This is a genomic window from Brevibacillus massiliensis (genome assembly GCF_000311785.1).
GTDB classification, from domain to species: Bacteria; Bacillota; Bacilli; order Brevibacillales; family Brevibacillaceae; genus Brevibacillus_C; species Brevibacillus_C massiliensis.
The window spans coordinates 73,026-88,958 of sequence record NZ_HE978547.1 but is presented as its reverse complement, the minus strand read 5'-3'; the positions used below and the strand labels follow the sequence as shown (position 1 = coordinate 88,958).

Annotated in this window: 18 protein-coding genes and 1 other annotated feature; of the genes, 17 read left to right on the top strand and 1 reads right to left on the bottom strand. The window is 52.3% G+C overall.

Going from position 1 to position 15,933, the window contains the following annotated elements; genetic code table 11:
* Positions 1–7 precede the first annotated feature (7 nt).
* The 7 genes from holB to HGBM_RS21605 all read left to right on the top strand — a co-directional run bounded on the left by holB (position 8) and on the right by HGBM_RS21605 (position 5,829).
* Positions 8–991 (top strand): DNA polymerase III subunit delta', encoded by a 984-nt coding sequence (gene holB, locus HGBM_RS21635; RefSeq protein ID WP_019123184.1) that lies wholly within the window; start codon positions 8–10, stop codon positions 989–991.
* Entirely contained in the window at positions 992–1,807 is an 816-nt protein-coding gene (locus tag HGBM_RS21630; protein WP_019123183.1) for a PSP1 domain-containing protein, read from the top strand.
* Positions 1,808–1,848: 41 nt separating this feature from the next.
* Positions 1,849–2,223: a DNA replication initiation control protein YabA gene (gene yabA / locus HGBM_RS21625; RefSeq protein WP_026074591.1), complete on the top strand. Its 375-nt coding sequence runs from the start codon at positions 1,849–1,851 to the stop codon at positions 2,221–2,223.
* 63 nt (positions 2,224–2,286) lie between these two features.
* Positions 2,287–3,051: a tRNA1(Val) (adenine(37)-N6)-methyltransferase gene (locus HGBM_RS21620; RefSeq protein ID WP_019123181.1), complete on the top strand. Its 765-nt coding sequence runs from the start codon at positions 2,287–2,289 to the stop codon at positions 3,049–3,051.
* Positions 3,002–3,355, top strand: coding sequence for a GIY-YIG nuclease family protein (locus tag HGBM_RS28225; RefSeq protein ID WP_019123180.1), 354 nt, complete (start codon positions 3,002–3,004; stop codon positions 3,353–3,355). The genes HGBM_RS21620 and HGBM_RS28225 overlap by 50 nt, the downstream gene beginning before the upstream one ends.
* Positions 3,327–4,211: a 16S rRNA (cytidine(1402)-2'-O)-methyltransferase gene (gene rsmI, locus HGBM_RS21610; RefSeq protein WP_019123179.1), complete on the top strand. Its 885-nt coding sequence runs from the start codon at positions 3,327–3,329 to the stop codon at positions 4,209–4,211. The genes HGBM_RS28225 and rsmI overlap by 29 nt, the downstream gene beginning before the upstream one ends.
* Before the next feature lie 73 nt (positions 4,212–4,284).
* The gene (locus HGBM_RS21605; RefSeq protein WP_019123178.1) at positions 4,285–5,829 is read left to right on the top strand and encodes a hypothetical protein; all 1,545 of its coding nucleotides are present in this window, start codon (positions 4,285–4,287) and stop codon (positions 5,827–5,829) included.
* A 60-nt stretch (positions 5,830–5,889) separates the two neighbouring features.
* Here HGBM_RS21605 and HGBM_RS21600 read toward each other — a convergent pair whose 3' ends face one another.
* Complete coding sequence (locus tag HGBM_RS21600; protein ID WP_019123177.1) at positions 5,890–6,141, bottom strand: AbrB/MazE/SpoVT family DNA-binding domain-containing protein; 252 nt, start codon at positions 6,139–6,141, stop codon at positions 5,890–5,892.
* Between the two features lie 422 nt (positions 6,142–6,563).
* Positions 6,564–6,824 (top strand) — a binding site (T-box leader).
* Between the two features lie 39 nt (positions 6,825–6,863).
* Between HGBM_RS21600 and metG the strand changes: the two genes are divergently transcribed.
* The 10 genes from metG (at position 6,864) to HGBM_RS21550 (ending at position 15,926) form a co-directional block, all read left to right on the top strand.
* Positions 6,864–8,867 (top strand): methionine--tRNA ligase, encoded by a 2,004-nt coding sequence (gene metG, locus HGBM_RS21595; protein WP_019123176.1) that lies wholly within the window; start codon positions 6,864–6,866, stop codon positions 8,865–8,867.
* Positions 8,868–8,886: 19 nt separating this feature from the next.
* The gene (locus HGBM_RS21590) at positions 8,887–9,663 is read left to right on the top strand and encodes a TatD family hydrolase (protein WP_019123175.1); all 777 of its coding nucleotides are present in this window, start codon (positions 8,887–8,889) and stop codon (positions 9,661–9,663) included.
* A 507-nt stretch (positions 9,664–10,170) separates the two neighbouring features.
* Positions 10,171–11,205: a resuscitation-promoting factor gene (locus HGBM_RS21585; protein WP_019123174.1), complete on the top strand. Its 1,035-nt coding sequence runs from the start codon at positions 10,171–10,173 to the stop codon at positions 11,203–11,205.
* A 209-nt stretch (positions 11,206–11,414) separates the two neighbouring features.
* On the top strand, positions 11,415–11,969 hold the full coding sequence (rnmV, locus tag HGBM_RS21580; RefSeq protein ID WP_019123173.1) for a ribonuclease M5: 555 nt from the start codon (positions 11,415–11,417) through the stop codon (positions 11,967–11,969).
* Complete coding sequence (rsmA, locus tag HGBM_RS21575) at positions 11,966–12,865, top strand: 16S rRNA (adenine(1518)-N(6)/adenine(1519)-N(6))-dimethyltransferase RsmA (RefSeq protein WP_019123172.1); 900 nt, start codon at positions 11,966–11,968, stop codon at positions 12,863–12,865. The genes rnmV and rsmA overlap by 4 nt, the downstream gene beginning before the upstream one ends.
* Positions 12,866–12,985: 120 nt before the next feature.
* On the top strand, positions 12,986–13,258 hold the full coding sequence (gene veg, locus HGBM_RS21570; protein ID WP_019123171.1) for a biofilm formation stimulator Veg: 273 nt from the start codon (positions 12,986–12,988) through the stop codon (positions 13,256–13,258).
* 79 nt (positions 13,259–13,337) lie between these two features.
* Entirely contained in the window at positions 13,338–13,520 is a 183-nt protein-coding gene (locus tag HGBM_RS21565) for a small, acid-soluble spore protein, alpha/beta type (protein ID WP_019123170.1), read from the top strand.
* Between the two features lie 124 nt (positions 13,521–13,644).
* The gene (ispE, locus tag HGBM_RS21560; RefSeq protein ID WP_026074589.1) at positions 13,645–14,535 is read left to right on the top strand and encodes a 4-(cytidine 5'-diphospho)-2-C-methyl-D-erythritol kinase; all 891 of its coding nucleotides are present in this window, start codon (positions 13,645–13,647) and stop codon (positions 14,533–14,535) included.
* Positions 14,536–14,582: 47 nt separating this feature from the next.
* Complete coding sequence (purR, locus tag HGBM_RS21555) at positions 14,583–15,410, top strand: pur operon repressor (RefSeq protein ID WP_019123168.1); 828 nt, start codon at positions 14,583–14,585, stop codon at positions 15,408–15,410.
* Between the two features lie 132 nt (positions 15,411–15,542).
* On the top strand, positions 15,543–15,926 hold the full coding sequence (locus tag HGBM_RS21550) for a RidA family protein (protein ID WP_019123167.1): 384 nt from the start codon (positions 15,543–15,545) through the stop codon (positions 15,924–15,926).
* Positions 15,927–15,933 lie beyond the last annotated feature (7 nt).

Genomic DNA, 15,933 nt, shown 5'->3' with positions numbered 1-15,933 from the left:
GGATGTCATGAGTTGGGAGAAATTTACTGAGCAGCCGCGTGTCGCGGAGATATTGTCCCGGAGCTTGCGCCATGACCGCCTGGCCCATGCTTACCTGTTTACCGGACCAAGAGGCGTCGGGAAAAAGCAAATGGCGATTCATCTGACGAAATCCCTGTTGTGTACCCGATTCGAGGCGGATGCCTGTGATGAATGCCTCAACTGCCGCCGGATCAACTCCGGCAACCATCCGGATGTGTATACGATATCTCCCGAGGGAGAGTCGATTAAAATCGATCAGGTGCGGTCTCTGCAAAAAGAGATGACGATGCGTTCGTTGGAGTCCCCGCACAAGGTGTACATTTTGGAGCACATCGACAAGATGACGTTGCAGGCGGCCAACAGCCTGTTGAAGTTTCTCGAGGAGCCTCCCGCCGGCGTGATCGCGCTGCTGCTGACAGAAAACAGCCACGCGATTTTGCCGACGATCGTCTCCCGGTGCCAGGTGATCCCGTTTTCACCTCTCTCGGCCAGCGAGCTGGTTCGCCGGCTTGCCGCGGAAGGCATTCCGGCAGGGGTGGCCAGTGTCGCTTCCCAAATTACGTCGCATTTGGATGAAGCCAGGGAAATAAGCCAGTCAGATGGATTTGCACAGCTTCGAAGCATAGTGATACAATTGACTAAGGAAATAAAGCAGCGCAGTTCTTCTGCGTTGTTTACCATACACGAACAGTTTTTGAAAAACGATCGATTAAAAGAAGAACTATCACTCTTTTTAGACTTGCTCATCCTTTGGCTGCGGGATATCCTTTATGTGCAAGTAGGCCGGCATGCGCAATTGATTAACAGCGACCAAAGGGATGTGCTTGAGGGACAAGCCCTACAATGGACGCAAGGTGAATTGTTGCACGGGATCGGCCTGACAATGGATACAAGAAGTCGAATAGGACGGAACGCTAATCCGCAGTTGGCGTTGGAGCGGCTAGTTCTTCAACTCCAGGAGGGATTATGAGTGTACGAGGTAGTAGGTGTCCGCTTTAAAAAAGCGGGAAAGATATACTACTTTGACCCTGAGCAACTACCCGTCGACAAAGATAAACACGTGATCGTAGAGACCGCTCGCGGGATTGAATATGGGAAAGTAGTGATTGGCCGCAAAACCGTAAACGATTCGGACGTTGTCCTCCCGTTAAAGAAGGTCATTCGCGTCGCCGACGAAAGCGACGCCGCGCAGGTAGACGAGAACAAGCGGGCTGCCAAAAACGCCTTCAAAATCTGCCAGACAAAGATTCAAGAGCATCAACTGGACATGAAGCTGGTGGATGTCGAGTACACATTTGACCGCAACAAAATCATCTTTTACTTTACGGCGGACGGGCGTGTGGACTTCCGCGAATTGGTGAAGGATCTGGCATCCGTATTTCGCACGCGGATCGAATTGCGGCAAATCGGCGTCAGGGACGAAGCGAAAATGCTGGGAGGGATCGGTCCCTGCGGCCGATTGCTTTGCTGCTCAACCTTTCTCGGCGACTTTGAACCGGTCTCGATCAAAATGGCCAAGGATCAAAGTCTGTCGCTGAATCCAGCTAAAATATCAGGTCTGTGCGGACGACTGATGTGCTGTCTGAAGTACGAAAACGACCTGTACGAAAGCGCAAAAGAAGATTTGCCTGATATTGGGACACCTGTGGTCACACCGATGGGTGAAGGCAAGGTGGTCAGTGTCAACATCCTTGATCGGTACGTACAAGTGGATCTTACAGAGGCGGAACGCGTGATGGAATTTAGCCTCGATGAGATTGTGACAGCGCATATGGCGGCTGAATAAAGGGCTTATGCAGGGCATGGGCAGCGGGATGGGGTGGTTTTGTGGATAAACAACAAATCTTCATAAAGATAGGAAGTATAGAAGAGAGAATTGGTGAATTGTACCAGGAAATCGGGGAACTGAAAGATGTCATTGTCAGCCTGATGGAGGAAAATGGCCAATTGCTTGTTGAAAACCAGCATCTGCGCAACCGACTGACTGCCAAACCGCTAGAACCTGTACCTGCCGCAAAGCCTGCTGTGTTGAAGGAAAGGTTGCCGGAGAGAAAACAGCGAATCGTAGGAGAAGGCTACGATAATCTCGCCCGCTTGTATGCGGAAGGTTTTCACATATGCAATGTTCATTACGGAAGTTTGCGCAAGGAAGGCGACTGCCTGTTCTGCCTATCATTTTTGAACGGTGCTGCTCAAAAATAAAAAAGCGACCTAATCCAATCCGGAATGGGTCGCTTTTCCCCTTACAGAAGGAGTACAAAGCAAATGCCAGAAAGAAACGTTTCGCTTTATGAAACAGAGCGAATTGACGACTTGCTCACCCATAATCTGAGGATCATCCAAAGCCATGAAGTGTTCTGCTTTTCGATGGATGCCGTGTTGCTCAGCCGGTTTGCTTCTTTGCCCAAGCGGGGAAAAGTAATGGACCTGTGCACGGGGAACGGAGCGATTCCGCTCATCATGAGCACGCGCTCCCCGGAGGCTGTGTTCACAGGCCTGGAGATTCAGGAACGGCTGTTTGACATGGCTCGGCGCAGCGTAGCACTCAACGGTTTGGAAGAGCGGATCAAGATCTGCCATGGCGATGTTAAAGAAGCGCCCCAGCTGTTTGGTTACGGACAATTCGACCTGGTAACCTGCAACCCTCCTTACATGCCGGCGGCAAGCGGTGAAACGAACAGCCGCAGCCATTTTGCCATCGCCCGGCACGAAATCCTGCTTACGCTGGAGGATGTCATTCGCGTCAGCAGCCAGCTTGTCAAAAATGGCGGAAAGGTAGCCTTGGTGCACCGGGCCAGTCGGCTGATTGACATCTTGTCCCTGATGCGCCAGTATGGTATCGAGCCGAAGCGGATGCGGCTCGTACACCCCAGGCGCGACGCCGAACCGAACATGGTGCTGATCGAGGGCATGCGCGGCGGAAAACCGGAGCTGCGGATTCAACCGCCGTTGATTGTGTACGAGCAAGGGGAAGAATACTGTGAAGAACTGTACGAAATTTACTTCGGCAAGCGGGATTCCCTCGCATAAAGGCCACTTTGTCTACATCCTGCGCTGCGGGGACGGCTCTCTGTACACGGGCTATACGACCGAACTGCCGCGGCGGATAGCGGAGCATAACGCCGGGAAAGGGGCAAAGTACACGCGCGGCCGCGGTCCGGTGCAGCTCGTCTACATGGAAGAAGGCGCGAGCCGTTCGTGGGGCCAGCAGCGCGAGGAGGAGATCAAGCGGCTGACGCGTGCCAAAAAAGAACGCCTGATTGAAGCGGGAGCCAAGTGTTTGGCGGAAGGGGGCAGGGCGGGAGATGAATGTTCAACAGAGCTTTACCGGTGATGCAGGAGGCGTTTTGTACCTCGTCGCCACGCCTATCGGCAACCTGGATGATATCACGGTCAGATCGCTGTCGACCCTTCGCGAGGCCGACGTCATCGCCTGCGAGGATACGCGCCAGACGCGTAAGCTGCTCGCGCATTTTCAAATTGAGAAACGCACGGTTAGTTATCATGAACACAACAAAGAGGCGAGCGGAGCGGGACTTTTGCAGTGGTTGGCGGAGGGAAAGAAGATCGCTCTTGTAAGTGACGCAGGTCTGCCGGCAATCTCGGATCCGGGGGCGGATCTGGTAAAAGCGGCGGTGGCGGCCGGTTTTGCGGTCGTGCCGGTACCGGGCGCAAATGCGGCGCTGACCGCGTTGATCGCTTCCGGTCTGCCTACGGAACGATTCGTCTTTTGCGGCTTCCTGCCGCGTGACAAGAAGCCGCGTCTGGCAGAACTGCAGCGGGTGAAAAAGTACCAGGAAACCCTGCTCTTTTACGAAGCGCCCCACCGGATTCTGAAAACCCTGGAGGCCATGCGCGAGGTTCTAGGGGACCGGCAAGCTGTCTTGGCCCGGGAGTTGACCAAGCGTTACGAGGAGTTTGTCCGCGGTACGCTGACAGAATTGATCGACTGGCTGGAGGCCGGGGAGATTCGCGGCGAATTTTGCATTGTTGTGCATGGTTGTGATGAAGCTGACGAGACATGCGGGACTGAGCCGGATGCCGCTTGGTGGCAGGAGATGACACTTGCCGAGCATGTCGATCACTACCTGGGCCAAGGGATGACGATGAAAGAGGCGATGAAGCAGACGGCGCAAAAGCGCGGGTTATCAAAGCGCGATGTGTACAACGAGTACCATCGGCAGATTTAGCTGATTTATGGAGTGTGCCTGACAACATGGGATAAAGAGATCACAGACAGAAGAAATGGGGAGAAGAAACGAGATGAAAAAATGGATACCGACGATCCTGGCCTGCCTCATTTTCTTGCCAGGCTACGGTGCAGCGTTCGCAGAAGAGAAACCAAATCCGCCCATAAAGCTTGATGTGGATGAAGACGGAAAAACGGACTTTCTGATAACGGTAGAAGGGTGGTCCCGCTTCACCCCGCCCAAAGTCGAGCAGAAGGAATACCAGCACGCGACCTACACCACGTATACATACGAGGATGAAGGGGGACAAACCAAATTTACCTTGACGTTGGTCAAGACAGCGAAAAACGATGTGCTGTTTTTTGGGAATCAGCAGCAGTCGGAAAAGCCGGTGACGACTTATATGACGGTGCAGATCAACGATCCTTACATCTCCCACCAATACTTGATTCCCGAGGACGGAGAAAATTACAAGGGACAATGGCAGGGGTGGTATTCGGAAGCCAAGTCTGCGCCGATGCCGATCAGACCGGTATACGCGCAAGGCAGCAAGCTGAATGGCCGGATTGGCTCGATTGACCTGTATACGCCGCAGGGAGACACTGTGATTAAACTAGTGGGGAATATTCCGGTTAACCGGATTAAAAATGAGAAGGATACCCGTTATCAGTTCCAACTGCCCGGAAAACAACAGGAGGCGTCGCAAACCTGGGGCATCTTGTCGACCCGCCCGCTGATCCAAAATGCCATACCAGAGGCGGCCAAGCTGGCGCAGCAGATGGATAAAGACACGTTCCGCAAGCTTGGCGTAGACGGTTTGTACGAGACCACGCCGCTTACCTATTTTCCGTCGTCGCCGGATTCCTATTACCGCAATCCGGCCAATATCACCGGACTGCGCCATGTATTTGACTCCAATCAGGCCCAGTACGGCGGCTTGACCTATGCGATGGTAACTCACCTGGCCTATGTGGCGGTGCAGAACCAGAACGAACAGGGCTACTGGGAGACAGCTCCCCGTTCCAACTGGCTCTTTCAAGACTATCAGATCGACAGCCATTACTTCGACAATCGCCGCAATGCCGACAATGCTACCTTTTTACTGCGGTACAATCGGATGTATCCCGATCCGGTTATCCAACAGGCGCTGGAAAAATGGGAATCCTTCCTGTACAAGTACATTGACAAGACCAGTCTGCAGACCGAAAACGGCGGATACCTTTTGTCTGATTATGTCGATGCATCCATGGAGCATGTCTCCCATACGGCGCTAAATCATCACATTGCGATCCTCAACTACCTGTTGGAGAGCAACCTGTATGCGCCAAACGATGAGAAGCGCGAATATATCGACCTGCTGCAGCGAGGCATCGAGGATACGCAGGATTTGTGGATCAAGCCGAACTCGGATTTGTACTACGCCCTGTACCGGGATCTGACACCGCACGCCTACCCCGATTACTACAGCCTGACGCTGGAAGATATGATTCTTACCCAGGCGCTGCTCAGGCAAAATAACTTGCCGGAAAACGAAGCAATAAAAAAATTGATGGACGCCAAACGGAGCTGGATGGATGCACAGCAGGCACAGCAGCGGACCGTAACCAACCAACAGTAATCGAACAAACGAAGAGGCAGCCTGAATGAATCAGGCTGCCTCTTTACTGTTGTCCGAAGCTTAGCGGTTTTGCGAAACAGGCATTTCGGAGATGCAGTCACGGCAAATGATTTTGCCTTTAAAGTAAGTCACTTGGTCAGCGTTGCCGCAGAAAATGCAGGCAGGCTCGTACTTTTTCAGGATAATCCGTTCACCGTCCACGTAGATTTCCAAAGCGTCCTTTTCAGCGATTCCCAGGGTTCGGCGCAATTCAATCGGAATCACTACTCTTCCAAGTTCATCTACTTTTCTTACAATACCTGTTGATTTCATGATAGGTACGTCTCCTCTCTCATAGCAAAAATTGTCCGTTTATTTCTGTCATTTTGATTTTAATCGCCATGATTCGACAAAATCATTGTGTCTTTTATCATACCAATGATACCAAAAGGTGTCAATCTCTTTTTGACATTTCCTTGCATTGATGGATGCTATTTTCACTAAAATACTTCAAGTTTCCAGGTAAATAACCTATTTATATGATATTAATGTAAATAATAGTCAATCCTCCGCCCGTTAATTTTCATTTTTTACATTTTTGTGGTATGTTGACAATTGGAAATGGTTCTCTTGGTAAATTGATCGATAAGACGTTTTTTGTCGAATAAGATTTGTCGAAATTACGGAAACGCTTGCCTGTCTTGACAGTAGGTTTAGGAGAGGTTAACCTTGTATACAATAGGATTATTGATGAATGATAGACGATGACGGGAAGAGTAGGCTTTTAGAGACTTATCGCCAGAGAACCGGGGTTGGTGGAAACCGGTATAAGGACGAAAGCTGAAGATGGCCCCCGAGTTTCGCTGGTGAGCCCGGTTTTCAAGCGTGTGATTGCCGCTGCTAGCCAACGACGCATGCTGCGTTACAGCGAAGTCTGATGTCGACTTGCCAAGTCCACTGCTTGCGAGAGAGTGGAGAAGTTGGGTGGTACCACGAGTAAAGCGCTCGTCCCATATCGGGGCGGGCCTTTTTTATTAAAAAGGAGGAGGTCATTGATGACCAGACCAACTTATTACATCACGACACCGATCTACTATCCGAGCAACAAGCTTCACATCGGCAACGCCTACACGACGATTGCCGCGGATGCCATGGCCCGTTACAAACGGCTGCAGGGTTACGATGTCTACTACCTGACGGGAACCGATGAGCACGGACAAAAGCTGCAGGAGCGGGCTGCCAGTGAAGGCAAGCAGCCGCTTGAATTCATCGACCCGATCGTCGACTGGATCCGCGATCTATGGGATCGCCTGGACATTTCGTACGACGATTTTATCCGCACCACCCAGCCGCGCCACAAAGACGTCGTCCAAAAAATATTTCAGCGTCTGGTGGATCAGGGCGACATTTACCTGGGCGAATACGAAGGGTATTACTGCGTTCCGTGCGAATCGTATTGGACCGAGACGCAGGCAAAAACGGACAAGAGATACATCTGTCCGGACTGCGGTCGCGAACTGAAAAAAGTCAAAGAGAAAAACTACTTTTTCCGCATGTCCAAATACCAGGACAGACTACTGGAGTACATCGAGCAGCATCCCGAGTTCATTCAACCGGAATCGCGCCGCAATGAGATGGTCAACAACTTTCTGAAGCCGGGCCTGCAGGATCTGAGCGTTTCCCGCAGTACGTTTGATTGGGGAATCAAGGTGCCCCAGGATCCGGAGCACGTCATCTACGTCTGGATCGACGCGCTGACAAACTACATTTCGGCACTGGGATACCTCAGCGAAGATGACAGCAAGTATCGGCGGTACTGGCCGGCGGACGTTCACCTCGTCGGGAAGGACATCCTTCGCTTCCACACCATCTATTGGCCGATCCTGTTGATGGCATTGGATCTCCCGCTGCCGAAAAAAGTATTTGGCCACGGCTGGCTGTTGATGCCTGACGGCAAGATGTCGAAATCAAAAGGCAACGTCATCGATCCGAAGCTGTTGATCGACCGCTACAGTTCCGACGGCGTCCGCTATTTCCTGCTTCGCGAGATCGCCTTCGGGCAAGACGGCGTATTTACTCCGGAAAGCTTTATCCAGCGCCTCAACTTTGACCTGGCCAACGATCTGGGCAACCTCGTCAGCCGGACGGTCGCGATGATTGAGAAGTATTTTGACGGCACCATTCCCGCTCCGGAGCAGCCGGGTGAATTCGACGACCAGTTGATCGCATTGGCGAAACGGACGCGCGGCCTGGTTGAACAGCACCTCGATCAGATGCACTTTGGCAATGCCCTCTCACATCTGTGGGAACTGGTCGGCCGGACGAATAAGTACATCGATGAAACACAGCCGTGGAATCTGGCCAAGTCTGATGAGAACCGGGCGAGATTGGGAACGGTGATGTACAATCTGGCTGAAAGCATTCGGATCATCTCCATTTTGCTGCAGCCGTTTATGACCAAGACTCCGGAAAAAATCTGGCGCCAGTTGGGCATTGCGGATACTCCCGCGGCCAGGAGCTGGGAGTCGGCGGGGGCTTGGGGGATTCTTCCCGCAGGGGTGCAGGTCAGCCGGGAGGAACTGCTGTTCCCGCGTCTGGATATCGAACAGGAACTGGCTTTCATCGATGCTTCGACTGCAGAGGCTCGCAAACAAGCAGAAGAAAACAAAAAGAAACAGGAGGCGCTAAAAACAGTGACTGCTCCAGAAGAACAAGGAAAACCGGCCGACGCCAAAGAAGAGATCGGCATTGACGACTTTGCCAAAGTGGAGCTGCGGGTGGCTCAGGTGACGGCCTGCGCCAAACATCCGAATGCCGACAAGCTGCTCGTGCTCCAGCTCGATCTGGGCTATGAGCAAAGACAGGTGGTCTCGGGCATCGCCAAGCATTATCAACCGGAGGAATTGGTCGGCAAAAAAGTCATCGTCGTGGCCAACCTAAAGCCGGTGAAGCTGCGCGGCGAGCTTTCGCAAGGCATGATCCTGGCGGCATCGGCCGGCGATCAGCTGACAGTGGCTACCGTGGATCCGTCGATGCCAAATGGCGCCATTGTCAAATAACGAAAGGAATGAACAACCGTTGTTAATTGATACACATGCTCATTTGAATGCGCCGGAATTTGCCGAGGACCGGGATGAAGTGATTAGCCGTGCGCGTGAAAACGGCGTTTCGACCGTGATTAACATCGGGTTTAACAGAGAGACGATTCCTACCTGCCTGGAGCTGGCGGAGCGTTACGAATTCATTTACGCCGTGATAGGCTGGCACCCGCAAGATGCCAAAGACATGACCGATGCCGATCTGGAGTGGATCGCTGAGCTGACCCGCCATCCCAAAGTGGTTGGCCTTGGGGAAATGGGGTTGGATTACTATTGGGACACATCTCCGAAAGATGTGCAGGCAGAGGTGTTCCGCAAGCAGATCAGGTTGGCCCGCGAGTTGAAACTGCCGATCGTGATTCACAACCGCGATGCCCATGAGGATGTCATCAAGATCCTTCGGGAGGAAAAAGCGGAGGAGGTAGGCGGCGTCATGCACTGCTTCTCCGGAAGCTGGGAAACGGCAAAGCTTGCTCTGGAGATGAACTTCTACATCTCCTTTGGCGGGCCGTTGACGTTCAAGAACGCCAAGAAGCCCAAGGAAGTAGCTGTTCAGGTGCCGCTTGACAGGCTGTTGGTGGAGACGGATTGTCCCTACCTGACACCCCATCCTTACCGCGGGAAGCGGAACGAATCCGGATACGTGCGCTTGGTGGCGGAAGAAATGGCGAACCTTCGCGGTCTGCCCTACGAGGAAATGATCCAGATCACAGGGGATAACGCACAAAGGCTGTTCCGGCTGCCAGCCCGTTCATAAAGGATAAAGACCCCGCTTATGCCTTATTGTCTGGGCGATAAGCTTGTCTACAAAAAAGGTCCCGACTTTTGTGCGGGACCTTTTTGCATACTTTCGTTCTCCGGAAAGACCATGATGCATAAACTGGTAAAGTATAGTTGCCTTTTGTTTAGCGTTGTCGAAAGAAAAATGATAGTCGACAAGCTGCTTTCGACAGAAAGTGCCTATTATTCGTGAACAGGATTTGCTAAGCTTTGTCCCATGAAGCTAGTAGGACCCGCGAATAACAAGCCCTTTCCGGGGCTTGGATCCATGTGAGGAGGAGATAGAATTTGACAAATGGAGCAAAGTAGCATAAAATCAAACAGACTTTAGCTCTTGCATGAAGAGGAATTTTTTGGAAAAGTCCTCTAACGGCAAAGAAAGGCAGTCTTTGCGGTTCAGAATTCTGACATGTATCGCTGCGGAGAGGAAGCTGGACACCTCCCGGCGATTCAAGGACAGCTTTTCTTAAAAGGAGTGTGGGAAATGGAAATAGAGAAGAACAGGATAATGCCCCAAAAGCTTCTTCCGTATGTACTGGGAGGGGCTGCCGTCATAGCGTTATCCGTCCTGAGCTACTTCTTCATCCTGTCAACCCAGCCGAAAGAAGTGACCCTCACCTTAGATGGAGTTACTCAGTCGTATCAAACGATGGCAAGCAATGTGAAGCAGTTCCTAAAGGAACAAAACATAAAAATCAGTGATGCCGATATACTTACCCCGGCAGCGGAAACACCCATTTCAAAAGATTTGAACATTCAGGTAAAATTGAGCTGGGCAATACCTGTGACGGCAGATGGGCAGACGAAGAAGGTCCGGACGGTCGAACGGAGTGTCGACAAGATCCTGCAGGCTGCGGGGATTGAGCTTCGCAAACAGGATCGGGTCGAACCTGCATTGACGGCAACCGTTACCCCATCCACTAACATCGTCGTCACGAGAGTGGATGAAAAAGTAGTCCAGGTCGAACAAAGAGTTCCCTATCAGGAAATTCGCCAGGCGGATTCTTCCTTGGCCAAAGGACAAAGCCGTGTGCTGCAGGAAGGCAAAGAGGGTATAGCCCGATTGCACTACAAGCTTACGCTGGTCGATGGAAAAGAAGTCTCCCGTGAATTAATCAAGACCGACGTCGTAAATGCCAAGCGTGACCGCGTTCTCGCTTATGGAACGGGTACGCCGCTTCTGGCTTCACGCGGCGGGGCGGTTGACAGGGCGAGACAGGTGCTGAGCAACGTTACATTGACCGCCTATTCGGCAGATGCCGGCGGCGGACACGGACGGACGGCAACGGGCGTAAGAGCTACCGAAGGCAGGACAATCGCCGTAGATCCCAATGTCATACCTCTGGGATGGTGGGTGTACATCGAAGGCGTCGGCTATCGCCGTGCCGAAGATACCGGCGGCGCAATAAAAGGCTCCATCATTGACGTCTACATCGAAAGCAGCTCAGAGGCTAGAAGGTTTGGAAGAAAACGCGGGAAAACCGTGTATATCATCGGTCCGAAAAAGCCGGAAGAATAGTTATGTATGGAAAGGCAAGGAGACTCTCCTTGTCTTTTGCTTTTTTCATTCGAGGTGATATGGTAAGCTTTTTAGATAAATCTAATGGGGGAAGGATTTGTTCTCCTATACATTATTACGCAGGATCAGCCTGTTTCGTTTCATATCCGGGACAACTTTGCGTATAATTTTTTAGAGAAAATGTTGGACAGGTCGAAAAGAGGTAGCTTATGAAAATAAAGGAATTAATTGTCGTGGAGGGCCGTGACGATACGGTCGCCATTCTGCGTGCTGTGAACGCTGACACCATTGAGACGGGAGGATCGGCGATAAACGATGCCGTCATTCAAAAAATTCGCCTGGCACAGGAGAAACGCGGCGTCATTATTTTTACCGACCCCGATTATCCGGGGGAGCGGATTCGCAAAATCATCAGCCAGGCTGTTCCGGGATGCAAACACGCCTTTATCAAGCGTGAAGACGGCTGCAAGAAGGGGAAAGTGGGAGTGGAGCACGCATCTCCAGAGGTAATCCGCCAGGCGCTGGCCGGCATACACACAGAGATGGCAGAGCAGGCCGGCGAGATCACGCTGGAGGACCTGGTTACAGCCGGGCTGGCGGCAGGGGCGTCTGCGAGCAAAAGACGGCTCCGTTTGGGCGACCTGCTGGGGATCGGTTACGCAAATGTAAAGCAGCTGCAAAAGCGCTTGAACGCCTTCCAGATCAGCCGTGAGGAGTTTTGGGCGGCGGTTGCCAGATTGGATGAAGAGGAGAATACCAAGTGACGACACCCATTCAAAAAGATATCGGCACACCGACTCGAACGCGGGCAATATTGGAGGAGTACGGTTTTTCCTTTAAAAAGAGCCTTGGCCAGAACTTCCTGGTCGATCCTAATATTTTGCACAACATCGTAGAGGCGGCCGAGCTGTCAAAGGAGAAGGCGGTCATCGAAGTGGGACCGGGCATTGGGGCACTGACGGAGCAGCTGTGCCGGGCTGCCGGACGCGTGTTGGCGATAGAGCTTGACCAGAGACTGCTGCCGATACTGGCACAGACGCTGTCTCCTTACGAAAATGTCGAGGTGATTCACGGAGACGTTTTACAGCTTGATTTGAAACGCCTAATCGCGGAGCGCCTCGGCGGGAGCGGGGCGATTAGCGTCGTCGCCAACCTGCCTTACTATGTGACCAGCCCGATCCTGATGAAGCTGTTGGAGGAGAAACTGCCTCTGGAGTCCATCGTGGTCATGATACAGAAGGAAGTGGCAGATCGAATCGCTGCCAAGCCGGGCACGAAGGATTACGGGTCGCTCAGTGTAGCCGCCCAATTCTACGCTGTCCCGGAAGTAGAAATGATCGTCCCGGCCAGCGTATTCATCCCCAAGCCGAACGTCGACTCAGCCGTACTTTCCCTGCGGATTCGCAAACAGCCCCCGGTGGAAGTGAACGATGAGCGCCTGTTTTTTAAAGTTGTTCGCGCCAGCTTCGGTCAGCGCCGGAAAACCTTGCTGAACAACATGATCACAAGCTTGTTTGGCAAGGAGCGAAAACTGCTGGCGGCTGAGGTGCTGAATGCTGTGGGGATCGATCCGGGCAGGCGGGGAGAGACGCTTGCAATAGAGGAGTTTGCTGCGATCGCAAACGAGATATCGCGGCGAAATTTGATTCGCCTAGATTAGCCATGCTTCTACAAAAAATCATCGTTGACAAAAGCTGAATTTGGTTGCTATAATTTTAAATTTGTTTGACACACTAATCGTAGGCTGTTATAATAGAAGCAAGCGAGGTGGGTGAAACAAATGGCTAGAAATGCGTTACTTGATATTAAACGCAGTTTAGACCTCCACATTGGCGAGAGGATCATGTTAAAAGCCAATGGCGGTCGCCGAAAGACCGTCGAAAGGACGGGCATCCTCGAAGAAACATACCCCTCTGTCTTTGTCGTCAAGCTCGATGACGACCAGTTGTTTGAAAGGGTTTCGTATAGTTATGCTGACATCCTGACGGAAACCGTGGAACTGACGGTTTGCCGTGACGATGAGCACATTCGCATTACTTTTGTTCAACAGTAGAGCCTCTCGGTTCTACTGTTTTGTTTTGCCCCCTGAAGCGTATACTATGCCTGTCAGCGAGAAAAGGGGGCTGCTGCGCATGGGTCGCAGAGGCGGCATCATGTCTGAGCAATTTAAATTGGAAGTAGCGAAAGAACTGGGGTTTTACGACACCGTTAAGAACGAAGGATGGGGAGCCATCACGACTCGTGATGCGGGGAACCTCGTGAAGCGTGCTATCCAGATTGCCGAAGAAGCGTTAGCCAAGCAAAAGACCGAATAAACTCGCTGACAACAAGCCGGGTAGATTCCCGGCTTTGTGCCTTTCCAACCGCTGGCACTTCACTTTTCGCCTGTGTTACAATAAAATACGAAAGGATACTAGAACACGGGCAGAGGTGAACAAGGTGAGGATCTCAGTGAAGGCGCCGGCAAAAATTAATTTGACCTTGGACGTACTCGCCAAACGACAAGACGGATATCACGAAGTAGAAATGGTTATGACAACGGTCGATCTGGCTGACCGGGTCGATTTGACTCTGCTTGCAGGCGATGAGATCACGCTTGAGTGCTCTGCCAGCTTCGTGCCTGATGACGAACGAAACCATGCCGTTAAAGCGGCTCGAATACTGAAAGAACGCTTTGGGGTAAAAAGCGGCGTTCACATATACATCGACAAGCAAATCCCTGTGGCCGCCGGTCTGGCTGGCGGCAGCAGCGATGCGGCCGCGACATTGCGCGGGCTCAATCGTCTGTGGGGACTTCAGTTGTCTCTGGAAGAGTTGGCCGTTATCGGCGAGGAGATCGGTTCGGACGTGCCGTTTTGCGTTTACGGAGGGACTGCGCTGGCAACAGGCCGGGGAGAACAGGTGAAGCTGCTGTCTGCTCCAGCTCCTTGTTGGGTCGTTTTGGCCAAGCCGCCGATCGGCGTCTCCACGGCCGAGGTATACGGGAACCTGAACGTTGACAACATCCGCGAGCACCCGTCTGCCCAGGAGATGATCCAGGCGATCAGCGATCAGGACTTTTTGGGCATGTGCCGCGCGTTGGGAAATGTCCTGGAGGAGGTTACCCTTCCCCGCTATCCGCAGGTGCGTCAGATCAAGAATCTGATGATCGAGTCGGGGGCGGACGGGGTGCTGATGTCCGGCAGCGGACCTACCGTGTACGCACTCGTGCAGAAGGAAGCCAAGGTGTGCCGCATCTACAATGCGCTGCGCGGGTTTGTGAAAGACGTCTACGCGGTGCGTTTACTAGGCGGAACGGAAGCGGAAGTGCTTGCGCAAATCCGTACATAAATGGTACATTAACACTTAATATTCGGTTTTTGTTTGGGGGAAGAAAAATGAAAAAAATGCGCAGAAGCGCGCGTTTGGTAGATATGACGCAATACCTGCTCACGCATCCCCACACGCTTATTCCGCTTACGCTATTTTCGGAACAATACGGGTCGGCCAAGTCCTCCATCAGTGAGGATTTATCAATCATCAAGGATGCTTTCGAAAGCGAAGGAGTCGGATTGTTGAAGACGGTGGCGGGGGCTGCCGGCGGGGTCAAGTACATCCCGATGACAAAACAGGAGCAGGCCGAGCAGTTTATGGGCGAACTGATTCAGTACTTGGAAAAGCCGGAGCGTCTGCTGCCCGGCGGTTACTTGTACATGTCTGACGTATTGGGCAACCCGCAGACCCTCGAAAAAATCGGCAGGTTATTTGCGACGGCGTTTGTCGACCAAGAGATAGATGTGGTCATGACAGTAGAGACGAAGGGGATTCCGCTGGCATATGCCACAGCCCGCTTCCTGAATGTTCCGGTCGTAATCGTACGCCGCGACAACAAGGTGACGGAGGGATCTGTCGTCAGCATCAATTACGTATCGGGATCGAGCAAGCGCATTCAAACCATGTCACTGGCCCGCCGTGCACTGGCTGAACAATCCCGGGTGCTGGTTGTCGACGACTTCATGAAAGCCGGCGGGACGGTCCGCGGAATGATCGATCTCCTGCAGGAATTTCAAGCGACGGTCGTCGGCTGCGGGGTACTCGTCGAGGCCGCTGATGTAACGGAAAGGCTTGTCGACGACTACGTCTCGCTAGCGAAGCTGCAAGATGTCGATGTGAAGGAAAAACAAGTAAAAATAACGCTTGGCAGTTACTTCGAGCAGTCCAGTTAGGACCTTGGTCCTTTTGGTTTCTTCTTCTTGAAGTCACGGCTGGCCGCAAATAAAAAGCGCTGGAAAAAGCAGGACTCTGCTGCTTCTTACAGAATGCTTCATATACAGGTTTATTAGAGAGGAAGGATATCCATGAGCAAAGTATCTTTTGTGTCGACAGAAAAAGCGCCGGCTGCGATCGGCCCGTACAGTCAGGCAGCCAAAATAGGGAATTTTCTCTTTACGTCTGGACAAATCCCGTTAAAGCCGGACGGCAGTTTGGTTGAGGGGGGGATCGTGGAGCAGACGCATCAGGTCTTTTCCAATCTCCGTGCGGTTTTGGAGGCGGAAGGCGCTGATTTTACCAACGTGGTCAAAGCGACGGTCTTCATCAAGGACATGAATGATTTTGCCAGCCTGAACGAGGTGTACGCCAGTTATTTCGGCGACCATCGGCCTGCCCGGACGACTGTCGAAGTGTCTCGTTTGCCGAAGGATGTAGGTGTGGAAATAGAACTTGTCGCTTATATAGGCTAATGGGTTT

Excerpts from the sequence above, each read along its gene's own strand:
- HGBM_RS21600 (WP_019123177.1), bottom strand. The coding sequence starts at position 6,141 with ATGAAATCAACAGGTATTGTAAGAAAAGTAGATGAACTTGGAAGAGTA.
- HGBM_RS21605 (WP_019123178.1), top strand. The coding sequence starts at position 4,285 with ATGAAAAAATGGATACCGACGATCCTGGCCTGCCTCATTTTCTTGCCA.
- metG (WP_019123176.1), top strand. The coding sequence starts at position 6,864 with ATGACCAGACCAACTTATTACATCACGACACCGATCTACTATCCGAGC.
- rnmV (WP_019123173.1), top strand. The coding sequence starts at position 11,415 with ATGAAAATAAAGGAATTAATTGTCGTGGAGGGCCGTGACGATACGGTC.
- purR (WP_019123168.1), top strand. The coding sequence starts at position 14,583 with ATGAAAAAAATGCGCAGAAGCGCGCGTTTGGTAGATATGACGCAATAC.
- rsmI (WP_019123179.1), top strand. The coding sequence starts at position 3,327 with ATGAATGTTCAACAGAGCTTTACCGGTGATGCAGGAGGCGTTTTGTAC.
- HGBM_RS21585 (WP_019123174.1), top strand. The coding sequence starts at position 10,171 with ATGGAAATAGAGAAGAACAGGATAATGCCCCAAAAGCTTCTTCCGTAT.
- veg (WP_019123171.1), top strand. The coding sequence starts at position 12,986 with ATGGCTAGAAATGCGTTACTTGATATTAAACGCAGTTTAGACCTCCAC.
- HGBM_RS21550 (WP_019123167.1), top strand. The coding sequence starts at position 15,543 with ATGAGCAAAGTATCTTTTGTGTCGACAGAAAAAGCGCCGGCTGCGATC.
- HGBM_RS21620 (WP_019123181.1), top strand. The coding sequence starts at position 2,287 with ATGCCAGAAAGAAACGTTTCGCTTTATGAAACAGAGCGAATTGACGAC.
- HGBM_RS21565 (WP_019123170.1), top strand. The coding sequence starts at position 13,338 with ATGGGTCGCAGAGGCGGCATCATGTCTGAGCAATTTAAATTGGAAGTA.
- holB (WP_019123184.1), top strand. The coding sequence starts at position 8 with ATGAGTTGGGAGAAATTTACTGAGCAGCCGCGTGTCGCGGAGATATTG.